An 18,313-nucleotide genomic window follows, 5' to 3' on the forward strand; every position below is an offset into this window, starting at 1 on the left:
CTGAGCGGCACACGGGCGCCTGCCCGGGTTCACCGCAGACCGAGGAGCGACCATGTCCGACAAGCCCAACATCCTCATCATCTGGGGCGATGACATCGGCATCGCCAACCTGAGCACCTACACCGACGGCCTGATGGGCTATCGGACTCCGAACATCGACCGGATCGCCGACGAGGGCGTGAAGTTCACCGACTACTACGGCGAGCAGAGCTGCACCGCCGGGCGTGCGGCGTTCATCACCGGCCAGAATCCGTACCGCACCGGACTCACCAAGGTCGGGATGCCGGGGGCGAGGCTGGGCCTCCAGCCCGAGGACCCGACCATCGCCACAGCGCTGAAGCATCACGGCTACGCGACCGGGCAGTTCGGCAAGAACCATCTCGGCGACCGGGACGAGCACCTGCCGACGGCGCACGGATTCGACGAGTTCTTCGGCAATCTCTATCACCTGAACGCCGAGGAGGAGCCGGAGAACCCCGACTACCCCACCGATGAGGAGTACCCCGGGTTCAGCGAGAGGTTCCGCCCCCGCGGCGTGCTGCACTCATGGGCGAACGACGACGGCACGCAGCGCATCGAAGACACCGGACCGTTGACGAAGAAGCGCATGGAGACGGTCGATGAGGAGTTCCGCGATGCGGCGGCGGACTTCATCCGCGCCCAGGCCGACGACGACACCCCATTCTTCGTGTGGTTCAACTCGACGCACATGCACTTCCGCACCCACACCAAGGAGGAGAGCAAGGGCCGTGCCGGGCGCTGGCAGTCGGAGTACCACGACACCATGCTCGACCACGACGACGTGGTGGGGAGCCTGCTCGATCTGCTCGACGAGCTCGGCCTCGCAGAGAACACCATCGTGATGTACTCGACCGACAACGGCCCTCATATGAACAGCTGGCCGGATGCCGGCATGACGCCGTTCCGCAACGAGAAGAACTCGAACTGGGAGGGCGCCTATCGGGTGCCGGCGATGGTGCGCTGGCCCGGGCACATCCCCGCCGGCACGACGCTGAACGGCATCGTGAGCCACAACGACTGGTTCGTGACGCTGCTCGCTGCGGCGGGTGACACCGATATCGCCGACCGACTGAAGTCGGGGACGAACCTGCACGGCACCGAATACAGGGTGCACCTCGACGGTCACAATCAGCTCGACTACATCACGGGCGCGGCCGAGCACAGCCCGAGACGGCACTTCTTCTACGTCTCGGACGAGGGCGACCTCACGGCGCTGCGCTTCGAGAACTGGAAGTTCGTGTTCCTCGAGCAGCGCGCGGTCGGAACCCTGCAGGTGTGGCAGGAGCCCTACGTCGAGCTGCGGTTCCCCAAGCTGTTCAACCTGCGCACCGATCCGTTCGAACGCGCCGACATCACCTCGAACACCTACTGGGACTGGGTGCTCGAGCACGTCTTCCTGATGATCCCGGCGCAGGCCTACGTCGCGACGGTGGCGCAGTCGCTCACCGAGTTCCCCGCGCGACAGGAATCGTCGTCGTTCACGATCACCCAGGTGATGGCGAAGCTGAAGTCGACGGTCGGGAGCTCCTGAGCGGCGCGCGTGTGCGCCCGTGCCGGTCCGCGCTCGCTTAGCCTGGAGAGGTGACCACCGGCATCCCCTCCGTCCTCTTCGTGTGCGTGCACAACGCGGGGCGCTCGCAGATGGCCGCGGGTTTCCTGCGCGAGGTCGCCGGCGACCGCATCGAGGTGCGCTCGGCCGGATCCATGCCCGCCGACCAGATCAATCCGGTCGCGGTGGAGGCGATGGCCGAGCTGGGCATCGACATCACCGCCGAGGCGCCCAAGGTGCTGACGACCGAGGCCGTGCAGGCATCCGACGTCGTGATCACGATGGGATGCGGCGACGCCTGCCCGTTCTTCCCCGGCAAGCGCTATGAGGACTGGACGCTCGACGACCCGGCCGGTCAGGGCATCGAGGCCGTGCGCCCGATACGCGACGACATCCGCCGTCGGATCGAGGCGCTCGCGGCCGAGCTGCTGGGCTGAGGCGGCCTCCCACCCCGTTCGAATCGCGCACCTTGCAGGTCTCGGCGGTCGAGAAGTGCAAAGTGCGCGATTCGAAAGGTCGAGGCGGGGGCGACGCCCGGCGCGAGATCAGCGGGCGACGATGAGCCCGGCGGTCTTCTCCTGCACAGCCTGGAAGCGGCGCTGCACGTCGGGCCAGTTGACGAGCTCCCAGAACGCCTTGACGTAGTCGGCGCGCACGTTGAGGTAGTCGAGGTAGTAGGCGTGCTCCCAGACGTCGAGCTGCAGCAGCGGCGTCACCCCGAGCGGGGCGTTGCCCTGCTGGTCGAACAGCTGGAAGATGACCGGACGGGCGCCGACCGAGTCCCATGCGAGCACGGCCCATCCCGAGCCCTGCACACCGAGTGCGGTCGCCGTGAAGTGCGCGCGGAAGGCGTCGACTGAGCCGAACTCGTCGGTCAGGGCCGCCTCGAGCTCGCCCTCGGGGTTGCCGCCGCCGTCGGGCGACAGGTTCTCCCAGAACACCGAGTGGTTGATGTGGCCGCCGAGGTTGAACGCGAGGTCCTTCTCGAGCTTGTTCACCGCGGCGAAGTCGCCGGACTCGCGCGCGGCCCCGAGCTGCTCCAGCGCCGTGTTGGCACCGGTCACGTAGGCCTGGTGGTGCTTCGAGTGGTGCAGCTCCATGATCTTGCCGGAGATGTGCGGAGCGAGCGCCGAGTAGTCGTACGGCAGCTCGGGAAGGGTGTACGGAGCGGTCATGCTGTTCCTTTCAGTCGTTCTGATCGGTGGGGAGTGAGTGGAATCGGCGGTCGAGGTAGACGAGAGGGCGACCCGGGCGTCCGAGAAGCACCTCGTCGATCTCGGCGACCACGACGGTCGACGACCCGACGGCGACCGTCGACATGGTGTGACCGCGCATCGCCGCGCGGGCCTCTGCCAGGTACGGCTCGCCGGTGGGCAGCGAGCTCCATCCCTGGTCGGAGGTGAAGCGGTCGGCCCCGCTCACGGCGAAGCTCTGAGCCAATGCCGAGTGCTCGTCGTCGATCAGGTGCACGACGAACGACTCGGCGTTGAGGATCGAGCCCGCGCTGCCGGTGGCCCTGGTCACCGAGAACACGATCGCGGCAGGGTCGACGGCGACCGACGCGACGCTGGAAGCGGTGAGCCCGACTGGGCCTGCGGGGGTCATCGCCGTGATGATCGCGACGCCGGCCGGATGCGCGCGGAACGCGGCCTTGAGCCCCTCACCGACCTCCGAGGGGACGGGCGCGGCGGGATGCGGCTGGGTTGTCATTCGGGTGCCTCCTGGGGCGCAAGGGCTGCGATGATCGGGTGGTCGCGTTCGATGATGCCGAGCTTCGCGGCACCACCGGGCGAGCCGAGCTCGTCGAAGAACTCGACGTTGGCCTTGTAGTAGTCCTGCCACTCGTCGGGCAGGTCGTCTTCGTAGTAGATCGCCTCGACGGGGCAGACGGGTTCGCACGCGCCGCAGTCGACGCATTCGTCCGGGTGGATGTACAGCGAGCGTTCGCCCTCATAGATGCAGTCAACAGGGCACTCATCGATGCACGCACGGTCCTTGACATCGACGCACGGAAGCGCGATCACATAGGTCATGGGGTGGCGGTCTCCGTTCGGGTCACGGTTGCCACCGTATGACCTCAAGTACACTTGAGGTCAAATCGAGGGAGGTCGGCATGAGCTCGGATGCTGCCGCAGACCGCGCCGTCCACGGCCCCGACGAGCCGCTGACGATCGGCGAGATGAGCCGGCGCACCGGCGTGGCGCCCTCCGCGCTGCACTTCTACGAGAGTCTCGGACTCATCGCCTCTACGCGGACCGCCGGAAACCAGCGCCGCTACGCCCGGCACATGCTGCGGAGGGTCTCGCTCATCACGGTGGCGAAGCGCCTGGGCATCCCACTGTCGGATGTGCAGGACGCGTTCGCCGACGTTCCGCTCACCCAGACCCCGAGCCACGACGACTGGCAGCGGGCGTCGCGCCGGTGGAAGCGCGAGCTCGAGAAGCGCCGCGAGGGCATCGAACGCCTGGAGCGGGAGCTGACCGGATGCATCGGCTGCGGCTGCCTGTCGATGAAGGCGTGCGGCCTGCTCAACCCCGACGACGCCCTGGGAAGCCAGGGCGCCGGGCCGCAGCGCCTCCGCGACGAGGACACCTGAGCGCCCTCGCCACGGACCGGACTCACGCCACGGTGAACCCAGCGCTCAGCAGGGCTTCATCGCGCGAACTCGGACCGACCAGCAGTTCGAACGCGCCGGATTCGACTCGGCGGATGCCGGCCGCATCCACGATCGAGCACTCGCTCACCGGCACCTCGATGCGCACTCGCGCCGACTCCCCCGGCAGCACGTCGACCTGACGGTAGGCCTTGAGCTCCTTGTCGGCCCAGCTCACGCTCGTGACGGAGTCGCGGACGTAGGCCTGCACCGTCTCACGAGCGGGACGCGCGCCGGTGTTGGTCACCGTCACCTCGGCGACGATCGTGTCGTCGACACCGAGCTGGTCGGAGTCGAGCGTCAGCTCGCCATACGAGACCGCCGAGTACGACAGGCCCTCGCCGAACGCCCACGCCGGGGACTGCGTGAGGTCGGCGTAGCGGTCTCCGTGCTGACCGCGGATCTGGTTGTAGTACGTCGGCTGCTGTCCGACGTGACGGGCGAACGAGATCGGCAGGCGCCCTGTCGGCTCGACAGTGCCCGAGATGATCTCGGCGAGCGCGCGCCCGCCCTGCATTCCCGGGTTCGCCGCCCAGATCACGGCGGCGGCCTTCGACGCGGATGCCGGCAGCACCAGCGGCTTCGACGCCAGAAGAACCACGACGACGGGCTTCCCTGTCGCGATCAGCGCATCGAGCAGCGCGTTCTGCCCGCCGATCAGCTCGAGCGTGGCGGTCGACCGACCCTCGCCCACCAGCTCGATGCGGTCGCCCACCACCGCGACGACGACATCGGAGGCTTCGGCCGCGGCGACGGCCTCGGCGATCATCGCGGCGTCAGGCGCACTGGGCACCACGACCGAGGGGCGAGGCTGCCCGTCGGGGAACTTCGCCCCGCGAGGGTCGTCCTCGAGGCTGAGGATGTCGGCACCGCGGGCATGGGTGACAGTCCAGCCCTCGACTCCCGACAGTCCGTCGAGCACGGTCGTGATCATCTCGCGCGGCTGTCCGTCGAGCCATCCGGCCTGACCCGAGCCACCGGCCCAGTCGCCGAGCTGCGTCTGCGCATCGTCGGCGAGCGGCCCGACGACCGCGACGGTCAGCGGCGCCGACGCGTCGAGTGGCAGCACGCCGTCGTTCTCGAGCAGCACGATCGAGCGGCGGGCGGTCTCGAGGTTGAGCGCCGCGTGCGCGGCGCTGCCGACCACGGCGTCGAGGTCGGCCTGCGGAAGCCGCGGGTCTTCGAAGAGTCCCAGCTCGAACTTGAGTGTGAGGATGCGGGCGACGGCGTCGTCGAAGGCGTCTTCGGCGAGCAGGCCGTTCGACACCGCCTCGAGCGCCCCGGCGAAGAACCCCGGGGTGTTCATCACCATGTCGTTGCCCGCCTTCACGGCGGCCGCAGAGGCGTGCGCGTAGTCGGGCTGCACGTGCTGTTCCCACACCATGCGGCCGACGTTGTCCCAGTCGGTGATGAGCGTGCCGGTGTAGCCCCACTCGCCGCGCAGCACATCGCTGAGCAGCCAGTCGTTGACCGTGATCGGCACGCCGTCGGTGGTCTGGTAGCCGAGCATGAAGGTGCGGCATCCTTCGCGGGCGACGCGCTCGAACGGCGGCAGGAACCACGACCGCAGCTTGCGCCGCGAGATGTCGGCCTCGCTGGCATCCCGACCGCCCTGCGTCTCGGAGTATCCGGCGAAGTGCTTGGCCGTCGCGAGGATCGCGGTCGGGTCGTCGAGCCCCTCGCCCTGGTAGCCGCGCACCATGGCGGAGGCGAGCTCGCCGATCAGGAAGGGGTCTTCGCCGAACGTCTCGTCGATGCGCCCCCAGCGCAGGTCGCGCGCGATGCACAGCACCGGCGAGAAGGTCCAATGGATGCCGGTCGCCGCGACCTCGACCGCGGTGGCCCTGGCCACCTTCTCGACGAGCTCGGGATCCCACGTCGCGGCCATGCCGAGCTGGGTCGGATAGATCGTCGCGCCGGGCCAGAAGGAGTGGCCGTGGATGCAGTCCTCGGCCACCAGCAGCGGGATGCGCAGCCGCGTGTCGGAGGTCAGCTCGTTCGCGCGGATGATGCGCTCGGGCGAGGTGTGCAGGATCGAGCCGACATGCTTGCCGAGCACGTGGTCGTCGAGGTCGTCGCGGGCATCGAGCTGCAGCATCTGCCCGATCTTCTCCTCGACCGTCATGCGATCGAGGAGGTCGGCGACGCGTGCGGCGATCGGCAGTTCGGGGTCGAGGTACGGCAGGGATTCGGTCAGGGTCTGAGAGGTCATCACTCGGCGTTCTGTGTCTTCTTGTCGGTCTTCGTATGGGTCGTCGTCGCTGTCGCCGCGCTCTGCACGGTACCCGAGTCGGTCGTCGGTGCACTGCGCACCGCCGTCACCGGGCCGTTCACGTCGAGGCCCTTCTTCTTCATCGCGCGGGCACGCTCGCCGGCCGACCGCAGCCTCGGGTTGACGTACTCGTCGATGCCGAAGTTGATGAGCGACAGGGCGACGCCGATGATCGCGATGCAGAGACCGGCGGGCACGTACCACCACCACAGCCGCGGGAACGCGCCGTTCTGCTGCGCCCAGAACAGGATCGTCCCCCAGTTGAGGTTGCTCACCGGGATCACGCCGATGAAGGCGAGGGTCGTGAGGCCGAGGATGGCGGCCGTGACGGTGCCGACGAAGCTCGACGCGATCAGCGCCATCAGGTTCGGCAGCATCTCGACCGTGATGATGCGGTGCAGCGGTTCGCCGTTGGCTCTCGCCGCCTGGATGAAGTCGCGGTTGCGCAGCGACATCGTCTGCGCACGCAGCACGCGCGCACCCCACGCCCAGCCCGTCAACCCCAGCACGGCGGCGATCACGATCAGCGGCGGGTTCTCGAACTGCGAGGCGACGATGATGATCAGCGGGATGCCGGGGATCACGAGGAACACGTTGGTCAGCGCCGACAGCGACTCGCTCTTCCAGCCGCGCACGTAGCCGGCGATGACGCCGATCGTGATCGCGATGACGGTGGCGATGAGCGCCGAGAGGAAGCCGACGACGACGACGCCGCGCGTGCCGAAGATCAGCTGGCTGAGCACGTCCTCGCCCATGTGGGTGGTGCCGAGCCAGTGGTCGAGCGAGGGCGGCTGCCGCAGCGCCGTGCGGTCCTTCTGCGTCGCCCCGTAGGGCGCGAGCAGCGGCGCGAAGATCGCGATCAGCACGAACACCCCGAGGATGATCAGCCCGGCGATCGACTTGGGGTTGCGGAACATCGCGAACGACTGCGCGAGCTGCGACCGGAAGGACTTGCGAGGGGGCGTGGCGTCGCTCGCGGGGCGGAACGTGGCCGTCTCCGGCATCCCGGTGGCGATCGCGCTGCCGTCGGGCGCGGTGGTGTCGGTCGAGGTGGGAACGCTCATGTCAGGCCTCCGTCTGGCGCGTGCGCGGGTCGAGGTATGCGTAGACGATGTCGGCCAGGATGTTGGCGACCAGCACCGACAGCGTGATCACGAGGAACACTCCCTGCATGAGGGCGAAGTCCTTCGCGTTCGTGGCGTCGAGCAGCAGCTTGCCCACTCCCGGGTAGCTGAAGACCATCTCCATGACGATCGTGCCGCCGACGATGAATCCGATCGAGAGCGCGAAGCTCTGGATCTGCGGCAGCACCGCGTTGCGCGCGGCATACCCCCACAGCACGCGCCTGTTCGGCATGCCCTTGGCCTGGGCCACCGTGATGTAGTCCTCGTCGAGCACGGTGAGCATCATGTTGCGCATGCCCAGCATCCATCCGCCCAGCGAGGCGATGATGATCGTGAGCGCCGGCAGAGTGCCGTGCATGATCACCTGCCCGATGAAGTCGAGGCTCCACTCGGGCGACTGCCCCTTGTCGTATGCGTGCGACGACGGGAACCACTTCAGGGTCGACGAGAAGATCGCGATCGCGATGAGACCGAGCCAGAAGTAGGGGATGGTGTTGAAGAAGGTCGTGACCGGGATGAGCGCGTCGAGCCTGCTGCCGCGCCTCCAGCCGACGATCGCACCGCCGACCGTGCCGAGCGCGAACGAGATGATGGTCGCGAGCCCGACCAGCCCGAGCGTCCACGGGAGGGCGGCGCTGAGCACCTCGCTCACCGGACGAAGACCGTGCAGCGTCGAGATGCCCAGGTCGCCGCGGAACAGCATCGCCCAGTAGTCGAGGTACTGCTGCCACAGCGACTTGTCGGTGTCGATGCCGAGCAGGATGCGCAGCGACTCGGCGGCCTCCGGGCTGACGTTGCGGTTGCGAGCGAGGTAGGAGCTGACCGCATCGCCCTTCATGAACCGCGGCAGGAAGAAGTTGATCGTGATGGCCGCCCACAGGGTGAACAGGTAGAAGCCCGCGCGTCCGGCGAAGAACCGCCAGGGCACGACGGCCCGTCCCTTCTGCGCGACGGTCGCGGTGGTGCCCACTTCGAGCGCGTCGCGGTTCTCCTGCTCGACCTGACCGAGGTCGGGGAATGCGGTGGTCACAGTGCACCTCCGTGCGAGCCGGTCGTCGCGAAGTGCTTGTCGGGGTCGGGAGACGCCGCCCGCAGCTCGCGCGTGTAGGGGTCCTGGGGATCGAGGATGACGTCGTCGGCATCGCCGTACTCGACGACGCGGCCCTGGTTGAGCACCATGATCCTGTCGCTGAAGTGCCGGGCGGTGGCGAGATCGTGTGTGATGTAGAGCACGCCCAGACCCTCCTCGCGCTGCAGATCGGCGAGCAGGTTCAGCACTCCGAGGCGGATCGAGACGTCGAGCATCGACACCGGCTCATCGGCGACGAGCAGCGACGGCCGTGAGGCGAGCGCTCGGGCGATCGCGACGCGCTGGCGCTGGCCGCCGGACAGCTCGTGCGGGCGGCGGTCGATCACGGCATCCGCATCGAGGCGCACGCGCTCGAGCAGCCGCCGCACCTCGGCCTCGGTGTCCTTCTTGGGCACGACGTCGTCGAGGCGGATCGGACGCTCGAGGTGGTAGCGGATCGAGTGATACGGATTGAGGGAGGCGAAGGGGTCCTGGAACACCATCCGCAGCTGCTGGCGATACTTTCGCAGTCCCTTGCCGCGCCGAGGGATGGGCCTGCCGTCGAGCCGCACCTCGCCCGAGGTGGGCGTCTCGAGCTGGGTGAGGATCTTCGCGATGGTCGACTTGCCGCTGCCCGACTGGCCGACGAGACCGATGGTCTGGCCGGAGTTCAGCGTGAAGCTCACGTCGTCGAGAGCCTTGAGCTGGCCGGCTCCGCGCACGTTGTAGGTCTTGCTGACATGGGTGAATTCGAGAGTCGTCATCGGGTCAGCACTCCTCTCGCACCCGTGAGACGGGGGAACGACGACAGCAGCGTCTTCGTGTAGTCGTTCTGCGGATCGGTCCAGATCTGCTCAGCCCGCGCGAGCTCGACGATCTCGCCTTCGCGCATGATCGCGATGCGATCGCTGATCTCGAGCAGCAGGGGGAGGTCGTGCGTGATGAAGATCACCGAGAACCCGAACTCATGCCTCAGCTGCGAGATCTGCTTGAGGATCTCTCGCTGCACCAGCACGTCGAGCGCCGTGGTCGGCTCGTCCATGACCATCAGCTGCGGGCGGAGGGCGAGGGCCATCGCGATCATGACGCGCTGCCGCATGCCGCCGGAGAGCTCGTGAGGGAACGACCGGGTGCGCTGACGACCGACCTTGACGATCTCGAGCAGCTCCTCGGCCTCGGCCCGACGCTGGCGTCGCGTCATATCGGGACGATGGATCTCGAACACGTCCTCGAGCTGCGAGCCGATCGTCGCGACCGGGTTGAGCGCGTTCATCGCCCCCTGGAAGACCATCGAGACCTTGTCCCAGCGGAACTTCTGCATCGCCTCGACGTCGAGCGCGTTGATGTCGACGTCGACACCGGATGCGTCGTGGAAGATCACGCTGCCGCCCGCGATCACGGCAGGGGCCCGCAGCAGGCGCTGCACACCGTAGGCGAGCGTGGTCTTGCCGCATCCGCTCTCTCCGGCGAGACCGAGGATCTCGCCTCTCTGCAGTTCGAGCGTGACGTTCTTCACCGCCTCGACAGGAGGATCGACGTCGTACACGACCGAGAAGTCACGCACGCTGAGCAGGGGTTCTGACATGAGGGGTCCTTCGTCGGTCGGGAGGTCGGTGGGAGGGGCGGATGCGGCCTGCACCCGCCCCTCCGGGACTGCTTACTCGGCCGGCTTCAGCTTCGTGAGGATCTGCACGATGTTCTGCTGCGTCGGGTCGCCCGAGGCGTACGGGTCGTCCTCGGACGGCCACCCGACGTAGTTACGGGTGTTGTACTCGCCGAGCAGCGGGTGCGCGCCGAGCGGGATCGCCGGGACCTGCTCGACGAAGATCTGCTCGAGCGTGGTGATCGCGGCGGTGCGCTCGTCATCGGACGACGCGTTCGCGTAGGTGTTCAGCGCCTCGGTCGCAGTGGGGTCCTCGAAGCGTCCGAAGTTGAACCCGGCGATGCCCTCGGGCGAGATCCAGCGCGGGTCCATCGTCGACGTGTACAGGCCGTAGGCCGTGCCGCTGTCTTCGAGCCAGTGGATGATGGCCGAGAACGAGCCGTCGTCGCGGGGTCCTGCCCAGCCGCCCCAGTCGGGCATGTCGATCTTGACCTCGGCGCCGATGGCCTCGGAGACATCCTCGGCGATGAGCTCCTGCGCGGTGTTCCAGTCGCTCCAGCCCGAGGGAACCGAGAGCGTGAATGAGACGGGCGTGCCGTCGGGGTCGATCAGCGCGTCGTCCTTCCACGTGTATCCGGCGCTCTCGAGCAGGTCGCGCGCCTTCTCGGCGTCGACCGAGTACTCCTCGCCCTGGAACTCGGGCTGGATCTCGTCTTCGAGGATCGACGAGAGTCCGGTCACCGACCAGACCGGCTCGCTCGCACCCTCGCGCGCGATGTCGACGTAGGCGTCGCGGTCGATGACCCAGGCGAGCGCCTGACGGAACGTCACGTCGTCGAACGGCTTCTGCTGCAGGTTCATGAACAGCGTCGCAGAGCCCGTGGTCGGAGCCACGAAGTACTTGTTGTGCTCGGGGTCGGCGTCGAGGAACTGCTCCTGGATCTGCGGAATGAACGCCTGCGCCCAGTCGGCCTCGCCCTGCGCGAGCGCCGTGGTCAGTGCGGTGTTGTCGCCGTACGACACGTAGTGCAGCTCGGGAACGGCGAGGTCGCCGCCCCAGTAGTCGTCGCGGGCCTCGAGCGTGACCGACTCGGTCGACCAGTTCGACAGCGCGTAGGGGCCGGTGCCGACGAGGTCGTCGCCCTTCACGGGGTCGGTCGCGGGTGAGTCGAACTTCTCCCAGATATGCTTCGGCACGATCGGCACGTGCAGCACGCGCGCCTGGTTCACGTACTTCGACTCGCCGAAGGTCAGGGTGACGGCGTCGCCCTCGACGGTCGCTCCCTCGAACTTCAGGCCGGCGGTGTCGAGCTCTGGGGTCGAGACGAGCTCGTAGGTGAACACGATGTCGTCGGCGGTGAAGGGCTCGCCGTCGCTCCAGGTGACGTCCTTGCGGGGCACGACCGTGAGCGCGGTGTAGTCGTCGTTCCACTCGATGCTCTCGGCGAGCCAGGGGGTGACCTCGCGGTCGCCGGTCTGGTTGACGAGGCCGAGGGTCTCGAAGATGACCTTGCCGTAGCCGTACTTCGACGCCGACGAGTCGCCGACGTAGGGGTTGTTCGACTCGGTGGTGATGGCGCCGTCGGGCTTGGCGATCGTCAGTGCAGCGCCGCCGGATCCTGCATCACCGTCGTTCGATCCGCCGGCTGCGCAGCCTGCGAGGGCCGAGACGCCGAGGGCGGAGATCGCCGCGACGGCGATCAGGGACTTTCTGAGCTTCATTGCTTCTCCTTGGGCACGGGTCGTTGTGCTGTGTGGCGGTCGGTGCGCGGGCATCCGACTCATTTGCTTACTGGCGAGAAAGTAAGCTGGTGCGAGGTTACTCGTTGGTAAGTAGAGTTGGCAAGTACGATCCAGTGCAGGATTCGGTGCAGAAGAGGATGGACCATGTCGAAGGATGCTGTCGCCCACACGTCCGTCCGGCCTGCCACCCGCGAGAAGCGCGAGCAGATCCTCAAGGCGGCGGTGGAGATCTTCGGCAACAAAGGGTCCACCAACGGCACGCTCGCCGATGTCGCTGAGCAGGTCGGCATCACGCACGCCGGCGTCCTGCACCACTTCGGGTCGAAGCAGAAGCTGCTGCTCGAGGTGCTCGCCTACCGCGACCAGGCCGACGTGGCCGAGCTCGCCGAGAAGCACATCCCCGGCGGACCCGAGCTCTTCCTGCACCTCGTGCGCACCGCGATCGCGAACGAACGGCGCCCGGGGATCGTGCAGGCCTACACGGTGCTCTCCTCAGAGTCCGTGACCGACAACCACCCGGGCCGCGAGTACTTCGAAGAGCGGTACACGACGCTGCGGCGCGAGGTGACGGAGGCGTTCCAGGCCCTGTGCGAGCAGGAGGGCGTGACCGAGCCCTCGACGATCACCGCCGCAGCCGCGAGCATCCTCGCAGTGATGGACGGCCTGCAGCTGCAGTGGCTGCTGCACCGCGACGTGTTCGACCTGGGCGAGGCGAGCGAGTTCGCGATCCGCTCGATCGTGAACGGCGTGCTGCACCCCGGACCGGCACTGGAGTCGTATCGCCACGACTAGGCTCGGGGCCATGACGATCGACCTCGAAGCGCTCTACACCGACCTGCACCAGCATCCCGAGCTCTCGTTCCAGGAGACGCGCACCGCCGGCATCGCCGCCGGTCACCTGCGCGATCTCGGACTCGAGGTGCACGAGGGCATCGGCGTGACGGGCGTGGTCGGCATCCTGCGCAACGGCGACGGCCCGGTCGTGTGGGCGCGCGCCGACATGGATGCGCTGCCCGTCGGAGAGCAGACCGGCCTGGCCTATGCGAGCACCGCGACCGGCATCGACCCGTCCGGCACCACCGTGCCCGTCATGCACGCGTGCGGGCACGACATGCACGTGACCGCGATGATCGGCGCGGTCGAGAAGCTCGTCGCCGAGAAGGCCGACTGGACGGGAACCCTCGTCGTGCTGATCCAGCCCGCCGAGGAGTACGGCGCCGGGTCTCGGGCCATGCTCGACGCCGGGCTCCGCGACCTCGTTCCCCACCCCGATGTCGTGCTCGGCCAGCACGTCACCCCCCTGCCCGCCGGCACGATCGGCGTGCGCCCTGGCACGCAGATGGCGGCATCCGACGGCCTCACCGTGGTGATGCACGGCCGGGGTGGGCACGGCTCGCGCCCCCACTCGACGATCGATCCCGTGGTCATGGCGGCGGCGACCGTCATGCGCCTGCAGACGATCACGTCGCGCGAGGTCGATCCGCGCGACGTCGCCGTCGTGACGGTCGGCTCGATCCACGCCGGACTCAAGAACAACATCATCCCGGCCGAGGCGACGCTCGAGCTGAGCCTGCGCTACCCGAACGACGAGATGCGCGACAGGGTGCTCGCGAGCGTCGAGCGCATCGTGCGCGCCGAGGCTGCGGCATCCGGAGCGGACCGCGAACCCGAGATCAGCACCGACCACACCCTGCCGCCGACCATCAACGACGTCGAGGCGACCGCCCGCGTCACGTCCGCCCTGCAGCGCGCGCTCGGGGAGGCGGCCGTCGTCGACCCCGGCATGTTCACCGGCAGTGAGGACGTCTCGTGGTTCGCCCGCGACACCGGGGCACCGCTGGTGTTCTGGTTCTGGGGCGGCGTCGATGCGGCGACCTTCGCCGCATCCGCGGCCGCGGGCACTCTCGACAAGGACATCCCGACGAACCACTCGCCGTTCTTCGCTCCGGTGATCCACCCGACCATCGAGGTCGGCGTCACCGCGCTGTCGGCCGCCGCGCGGGAGTTCCTCGGCTGACGCTCAGCCTCCCGAGGCGGGCGGTCAACGTCGGTATGGCGGAAGCGTATCCACGAGCCGTGCGGCGAGATCGATCATCAGGCTGGCAGCAGCGACAGCCGCGTCGACGTCATCGGCTGTGATCTCCGGGGTATCGAAATCTGGATACTCACTGTCGTTCCTCATTCGCCGCATCCAGTCGAACGGCTTGATCTTCGCCCCCAGCGGCGGGTCGAACTGTGCCATGGCAGCCTCGTAGACCGCCACGTGCCCACCACGGGACGTCGGCCTGAGCCCCTGCACGGCGAGGCACGCGGTGAGCGACTTGGTGCAGCGTCGTATGCCGACGTGAAAGCCTGGTCGGGATCATCGTCTCGAAGCGTCGCCGCTGACGCGACATGCCTCCGGGAACGCTCGATGAGCAGTTCGGCGTGCTCGACATTCGCCGCGACCTGCTCGAGGTGCTGCTTCTCCAGAAGAGCATCGATGGCGAAGTCGACCCGTCTCCCACCTCAGTAATCGACTCACGGAGCCTCCGACTCACTCTCGACCCGCAGCCTCACGAGCGGTCGATCCCTGACCGTGCGGAGGAACGGCTCGTCTGCGTTCTGCCAACGCTCGGCGCTGACCACCCGCATGTTGACCTCTCGACCGAGCCGCGCCTGTGCTGCCGATGCTGCTTCTTGGATCTCGACTCGATCGGGACTGCCCACGACCAGAACGTCGATGTCGCGGGGGTCGGCACCAGCCTCTCCACTCATGCGCGCAGCCCAAGAACCATAGACGTAAGCATCCTCGACCCCACCGACATCGGCGAGGACCTCCGGAAGCACCACGCGGGGGCCATAGGCATACTCGATGATCTCTCGAACGGGGCGATAGAGCGGATGCTCGCGGTTCGCTCGGATGTAGCGGTTCCGACCCGACCTGCGCTGGGTCAGGAACTCCGCCGTGACGAGCCTTTCGATCTCACGGTGCACCGTGGGCATCGATCCCTCGACGTCGGCCGCGATCTCCGTCACAGTGCGCTCGTGATCGGGCGCCAGTAGAAGGAGCGCGAGAAGGCGGCCTTGAAGATCAGATCGCAGCAGAGGCGAGATCACCGGCACTGATGCTTTCATATTTTGTATAAAAACAAACATTTTGTGAAAACATAAGTGCGGGTTCACCGCGTCGGAACTCTACTCAGCCGCCGATCGCGTTCATGCCGCGGGCGGGCTGCAGGAACGAGGGGTCGTTGATCGCGTGTCCCGGCAGCTTGCCGTGCACGCACGAGCGCAGCATGGCTCCGATCGCGGCGGCACGCTGCGCCGGGTCGGATGCCGCATCCCCCCGCAGAGAGTCGATCAGGTCGTACTCGGCGTTCGAGAACAGGCAGTTGCGCAGCTGACCGTCGGCGGTCAGCCGCAGCCGGTCGCATGCTCCGCAGAAGGGGGCGGTGACCGAGGCGATCACGCCGACCTCGTGCGGGCCGCCGTCGATACGCCATTTCTCGGCCGGGGCACCACCGCGGCCGGGAACAGGCTCGAGCTCCCACCGCGCGCCGAGCTTCTCGAGGATCTCCTCACGGGTGACCATCGAGGCACGGTCCCACGTGTGTCCGGCGTCGAGGGGCATCTGCTCGATGAAGCGCAGCTGTGCGCCGACACTCATGGCGAACGCGACGAGCTCGGGCAGTTCGTCGTCGTTCACGCCGCGCATCGCGACCGTGTTGAGCTTGAGCGGGCGCAGCGGGGATGCCGCCGCTGCGGCGATGCCCTCGAACACGTCGTCGATGCGATCCCGTCGCGTCAGGTCGGCGAAGCGCTGACGGTCGACCGTGTCGATGCTGATGTTCAGGCGCGTGAGGCCGGCGTCGATCAGGTCGGGCAGGTGCTTTGCGAGCGTGATGCCGTTGGTCGTCATGGCGACCTCGACGGGGCCGTCGTCGCCTTCGATGGCCGCGACCCGGCGCACGACGTCGACGATGTCGGCGCGCAGCAGCGGCTCACCACCCGTGAGGCGGAAGGTGCGGATGCCGAGCGAGGCGGCGACCTGGGCGACCTCGACGATCTCGTCGGTCGACAGGATGCTGGTGCGGGCGAGCCATTCGTTGCCCTGCTCGGGCATGCAGTACGTGCAGCGCAGCGAGCAGCGGTCAGTCAGCGAGATGCGCAGATCGCGATGCACGCGGCCGTGGGTGTCGACCAGTCCCTGCGATGCGGGCGCGGCGGCATCGAGGGCTGCGGCGCTCGGCGCCCGCATCCCGATCACGACCGGTACGGCCGTCATCGCTCTCTCCCGCTCCCCGACATGTTCCGAGACTACCCGCGTGCTCGATGCCGAGGATCATGCGTGAAGGACGACCGGCATATTGCCAGGTCCCAGACCTTCAGTGCTGGTGATCAGCGGTTTCGACTCGTCCCAGTGTGATTCTCGCCTCGCACCAGTCGGCGATGCCGTCTGCCGCTGCTGTCACTGTGGGGCCATGAAAGTCAGAAGAGCTGGGGTCGAAGAATCGATCACCGCTGTCCCCTCCGAAGACCAGAAAGTCGTGAGGAGTGTCGACCGCCTGCATGCTCTCATGGTTGATCTGAAAATCGTCGTCGTATGCGTCACTGTCCTGGGCATAGATGCCACGGACGGAGACTCGGTTGAATGACGCGTAGTCGACCGCAGAGCTCGGGAGTGGTGCTGCGACAAGAACCGCTGCGATTATCGAAGCATCCCGGTTTGAGAGGGCGCTCCAGATCGGAGTCCCCGCGTCGCCGACCCCGATGACGCACACAGGCCGATCGACGGCTTTCCTCTCGATCTCGGTGAGCACTCCCTGTACGTCGGCAGGTTCAACAGCGTCGTTCGCGCTCACCGTGACTGTTGCCAGAGAGGAACGGTGGAGCGCTTCTTTCACGGTCTCATCGCTCGGGCCGATCCCCTCGCTGAACAACACCGCGACCCCCAGAAGGTCGGTGCCCTCGGCAACATCTCTCCACGTCGTCGTGAACTCTGTTCCGTTGACCGTCACGGGGACGATCTGCTGATCGGGAGCGCTGCACCCCGCCGACGCGGTGCACAGCACGATGGCAAGCGACGCGCCGATGGTGCACCGGCGCGTCGCTTGTTGGTGATTCGTCACACGGCGGCCAGACGCTCACGGTTCAGAGTGGGTGCAACTCGATCGAGGCAATCCTTCTCGTCCATGTAGAGCTGCCACTTGTCTCGGTTCGCACCCGTCCCCATCACGCAGTAGTACCCGTAGAACGCACCCGGATTGTTGGCAATGTGCGCTTTGCCGGCCGCTTGGCACTTCGCCTTCGTCGCGTAGTATCCCCACGGGTACGGGGTCATCGGCTGGATGGACGACACGTAGTCCGTGTTTCCGACGGCCGCGACGATAACCGCTTCGGAGGGAGAGGTACCGCCACCGGTGTCGGCATAGCTGGGACTTCCCAGCAGCGCGATTCCCAGCACTGCGGCTGCTGGCACCGCAAGCGCTGCCATTTTCTTGTTCATGCGATCTCCTTTGATTCATATGGGTGGATCCACGCCCGCACCTCGAGCGCGCTTGCAGGCGCGGTACTCAGCGCCGATGTCCAGAGTTTGACGATGCCGACGACGCGGTAGTCACCATTCGGGCTCATCGCCTCTCCTGCCAGGAGGAGGTTGTTGTCCCGCTCCTCATTGGCGAGAATTTCGTCTGCGCGTCGGAGCAAGGCCGGGGTGTTCTGCGAGTGGACAACGACTAGGTGAAGGCCCAGAAGCGGCCCCAGCTCAGACACGACGCGATCGACATCAGTGGCCGCGACAACGACTGCGAAATGTTCGGCGTCGTCCACCACGACGAAATGCAATGCTGCTTCTTTCTCGACCAGCTCTCCAGCGACCGACAGAGCGAGGGAGAGATCGATCCCAGCCCGGCTGGCCGCAGCAGAGGGCAGATGGAGGAGAGCCTGCGTACCCAACGATGGTGGAGGCGCGAGGACTGCGGCATCCTCAGCTATCGGAACGATGTCGCTGACCGCGACAGCCCTCTCGCTGGTCCAGACTCCTCGCACCTCGGCGTAGCCGTCGGTGAAGCGATCTAGACTTGAAGATGCTTCCAAACGAATCCTGGAATCGTCCACAGGAATGCGGTTCTCAGGGGACAGCGAGATCACCGGAATCAACCACGAGTCGTATTCGTCGTGCCGGACGAGTCCGCGGGCTGCAATGGTGTCCCCCACTGTCGCCTCTCTCGAAATGTCTGACATCGTCACCATCTCCTTTCCTCGCACCGACGCTGGTGCAAGACCCTCCCAAGGTCC

20 protein-coding genes are annotated in these 18,313 nt (G+C 67.1%); 5 read left to right on the top strand and 15 right to left on the bottom strand.

Going from position 1 to position 18,313, the window contains the following annotated elements; translation table 11 throughout:
- The first annotated feature begins 52 nt into the window (after nt 1-52).
- Both AB0N61_RS14825 and AB0N61_RS14830 read left to right on the top strand, forming a co-directional pair.
- Nucleotides 53-1,552, top strand: a complete 1,500-nt coding sequence (locus AB0N61_RS14825; RefSeq protein ID WP_363365102.1) for an arylsulfatase — start codon at nt 53-55, stop codon at nt 1,550-1,552.
- Between the two features lie 50 nt (nt 1,553-1,602).
- On the top strand, nt 1,603-2,007 hold the full coding sequence (locus AB0N61_RS14830) for an arsenate reductase ArsC (protein ID WP_363365103.1): 405 nt from the start codon (nt 1,603-1,605) through the stop codon (nt 2,005-2,007).
- Nucleotides 2,008-2,115: 108 nt separating this feature from the next.
- On the opposite strand, the gene AB0N61_RS14835 is transcribed toward AB0N61_RS14830, so the two are convergent.
- From AB0N61_RS14835 to fdxA, 3 genes are read right to left on the bottom strand one after another with little or no spacing between them, the layout of a single operon-like run.
- Nucleotides 2,116-2,745 carry a superoxide dismutase gene (locus AB0N61_RS14835; protein WP_363365105.1) on the bottom strand — a complete coding sequence of 210 codons (630 nt, stop codon included), beginning with the start codon at nt 2,743-2,745 and terminating at the stop codon, nt 2,116-2,118.
- Nucleotides 2,746-2,755: 10 nt separating this feature from the next.
- Nucleotides 2,756-3,280 carry a flavin reductase family protein gene (locus tag AB0N61_RS14840; protein WP_167946858.1) on the bottom strand — a complete coding sequence of 175 codons (525 nt, stop codon included), beginning with the start codon at nt 3,278-3,280 and terminating at the stop codon, nt 2,756-2,758.
- Nucleotides 3,277-3,603, bottom strand: coding sequence for a ferredoxin (fdxA, locus tag AB0N61_RS14845; RefSeq protein ID WP_167946860.1), 327 nt, complete (start codon nt 3,601-3,603; stop codon nt 3,277-3,279). Before fdxA ends, AB0N61_RS14840 begins: the two co-directional genes overlap by 4 nt.
- A gap of 80 nt (nt 3,604-3,683) precedes the next feature.
- Here fdxA and soxR point away from each other — a divergent pair, with 80 nt between their 5' ends.
- Nucleotides 3,684-4,166, top strand: a complete 483-nt coding sequence (gene soxR, locus AB0N61_RS14850; protein WP_167946862.1) for a redox-sensitive transcriptional activator SoxR — start codon at nt 3,684-3,686, stop codon at nt 4,164-4,166.
- Between the two features lie 22 nt (nt 4,167-4,188).
- On the opposite strand, the gene AB0N61_RS14855 is transcribed toward soxR, so the two are convergent.
- The 6 genes from AB0N61_RS14855 to AB0N61_RS14880 all read right to left on the bottom strand — a co-directional run bounded on the left by AB0N61_RS14855 (nt 4,189) and on the right by AB0N61_RS14880 (nt 12,013).
- Complete coding sequence (locus tag AB0N61_RS14855) at nt 4,189-6,435, bottom strand: glycoside hydrolase family 3 N-terminal domain-containing protein (RefSeq protein ID WP_363365108.1); 2,247 nt, start codon at nt 6,433-6,435, stop codon at nt 4,189-4,191.
- Nucleotides 6,435-7,559 (bottom strand): ABC transporter permease, encoded by a 1,125-nt coding sequence (locus tag AB0N61_RS14860; RefSeq protein ID WP_363365110.1) that lies wholly within the window; start codon nt 7,557-7,559, stop codon nt 6,435-6,437. Before AB0N61_RS14860 ends, AB0N61_RS14855 begins: the two co-directional genes overlap by 1 nt.
- Nucleotide 7,560: 1 nt before the next feature.
- The gene (locus AB0N61_RS14865; RefSeq protein ID WP_363365112.1) at nt 7,561-8,649 is read right to left on the bottom strand and encodes an ABC transporter permease; all 1,089 of its coding nucleotides are present in this window, start codon (nt 8,647-8,649) and stop codon (nt 7,561-7,563) included.
- Nucleotides 8,646-9,452: an ATP-binding cassette domain-containing protein gene (locus AB0N61_RS14870; protein WP_167946868.1), complete on the bottom strand. Its 807-nt coding sequence runs from the start codon at nt 9,450-9,452 to the stop codon at nt 8,646-8,648. The genes AB0N61_RS14865 and AB0N61_RS14870 overlap by 4 nt, the downstream gene beginning before the upstream one ends.
- On the bottom strand, nt 9,449-10,273 hold the full coding sequence (locus tag AB0N61_RS14875) for an ABC transporter ATP-binding protein (RefSeq protein ID WP_363365114.1): 825 nt from the start codon (nt 10,271-10,273) through the stop codon (nt 9,449-9,451). Before AB0N61_RS14875 ends, AB0N61_RS14870 begins: the two co-directional genes overlap by 4 nt.
- Before the next feature lie 72 nt (nt 10,274-10,345).
- The gene (locus AB0N61_RS14880) at nt 10,346-12,013 is read right to left on the bottom strand and encodes an ABC transporter substrate-binding protein (protein ID WP_363365116.1); all 1,668 of its coding nucleotides are present in this window, start codon (nt 12,011-12,013) and stop codon (nt 10,346-10,348) included.
- 165 nt (nt 12,014-12,178) lie between these two features.
- Here AB0N61_RS14880 and AB0N61_RS14885 point away from each other — a divergent pair, with 165 nt between their 5' ends.
- Nucleotides 12,179-12,826, top strand: coding sequence for a TetR/AcrR family transcriptional regulator (locus tag AB0N61_RS14885; protein ID WP_167946874.1), 648 nt, complete (start codon nt 12,179-12,181; stop codon nt 12,824-12,826).
- Between the two features lie 10 nt (nt 12,827-12,836).
- Complete coding sequence (locus tag AB0N61_RS14890) at nt 12,837-14,051, top strand: amidohydrolase (RefSeq protein WP_167946876.1); 1,215 nt, start codon at nt 12,837-12,839, stop codon at nt 14,049-14,051.
- 24 nt (nt 14,052-14,075) lie between these two features.
- On the opposite strand, the gene AB0N61_RS14895 is transcribed toward AB0N61_RS14890, so the two are convergent.
- The 6 genes from AB0N61_RS14895 to AB0N61_RS14920 form a co-directional block, all read right to left on the bottom strand.
- Nucleotides 14,076-14,276, bottom strand: coding sequence for a hypothetical protein (locus AB0N61_RS14895; RefSeq protein WP_363365118.1), 201 nt, complete (start codon nt 14,274-14,276; stop codon nt 14,076-14,078).
- 278 nt (nt 14,277-14,554) lie between these two features.
- The gene (locus tag AB0N61_RS14900) at nt 14,555-15,052 is read right to left on the bottom strand and encodes an ArsR family transcriptional regulator (protein WP_363365120.1); all 498 of its coding nucleotides are present in this window, start codon (nt 15,050-15,052) and stop codon (nt 14,555-14,557) included.
- A 163-nt stretch (nt 15,053-15,215) separates the two neighbouring features.
- Nucleotides 15,216-16,301: a GTP 3',8-cyclase MoaA gene (gene moaA / locus AB0N61_RS14905; RefSeq protein ID WP_363365122.1), complete on the bottom strand. Its 1,086-nt coding sequence runs from the start codon at nt 16,299-16,301 to the stop codon at nt 15,216-15,218.
- 100 nt (nt 16,302-16,401) lie between these two features.
- The gene (locus tag AB0N61_RS14910) at nt 16,402-17,034 is read right to left on the bottom strand and encodes a hypothetical protein (protein ID WP_363365124.1); all 633 of its coding nucleotides are present in this window, start codon (nt 17,032-17,034) and stop codon (nt 16,402-16,404) included.
- Nucleotides 17,035-17,141: 107 nt separating this feature from the next.
- Complete coding sequence (locus tag AB0N61_RS14915) at nt 17,142-17,522, bottom strand: hypothetical protein (RefSeq protein ID WP_363365126.1); 381 nt, start codon at nt 17,520-17,522, stop codon at nt 17,142-17,144.
- Nucleotides 17,519-18,259 carry a hypothetical protein gene (locus AB0N61_RS14920; protein ID WP_363365128.1) on the bottom strand — a complete coding sequence of 247 codons (741 nt, stop codon included), beginning with the start codon at nt 18,257-18,259 and terminating at the stop codon, nt 17,519-17,521. Before AB0N61_RS14920 ends, AB0N61_RS14915 begins: the two co-directional genes overlap by 4 nt.
- Between the last annotated feature and the right edge of the window lie 54 nt (nt 18,260-18,313).

Origin of the sequence: Microbacterium sp. NPDC089320, assembly GCF_040684875.1 — a bacterium.
Taxonomy (GTDB): Bacteria; Actinomycetota; Actinomycetes; order Actinomycetales; family Microbacteriaceae; genus Microbacterium.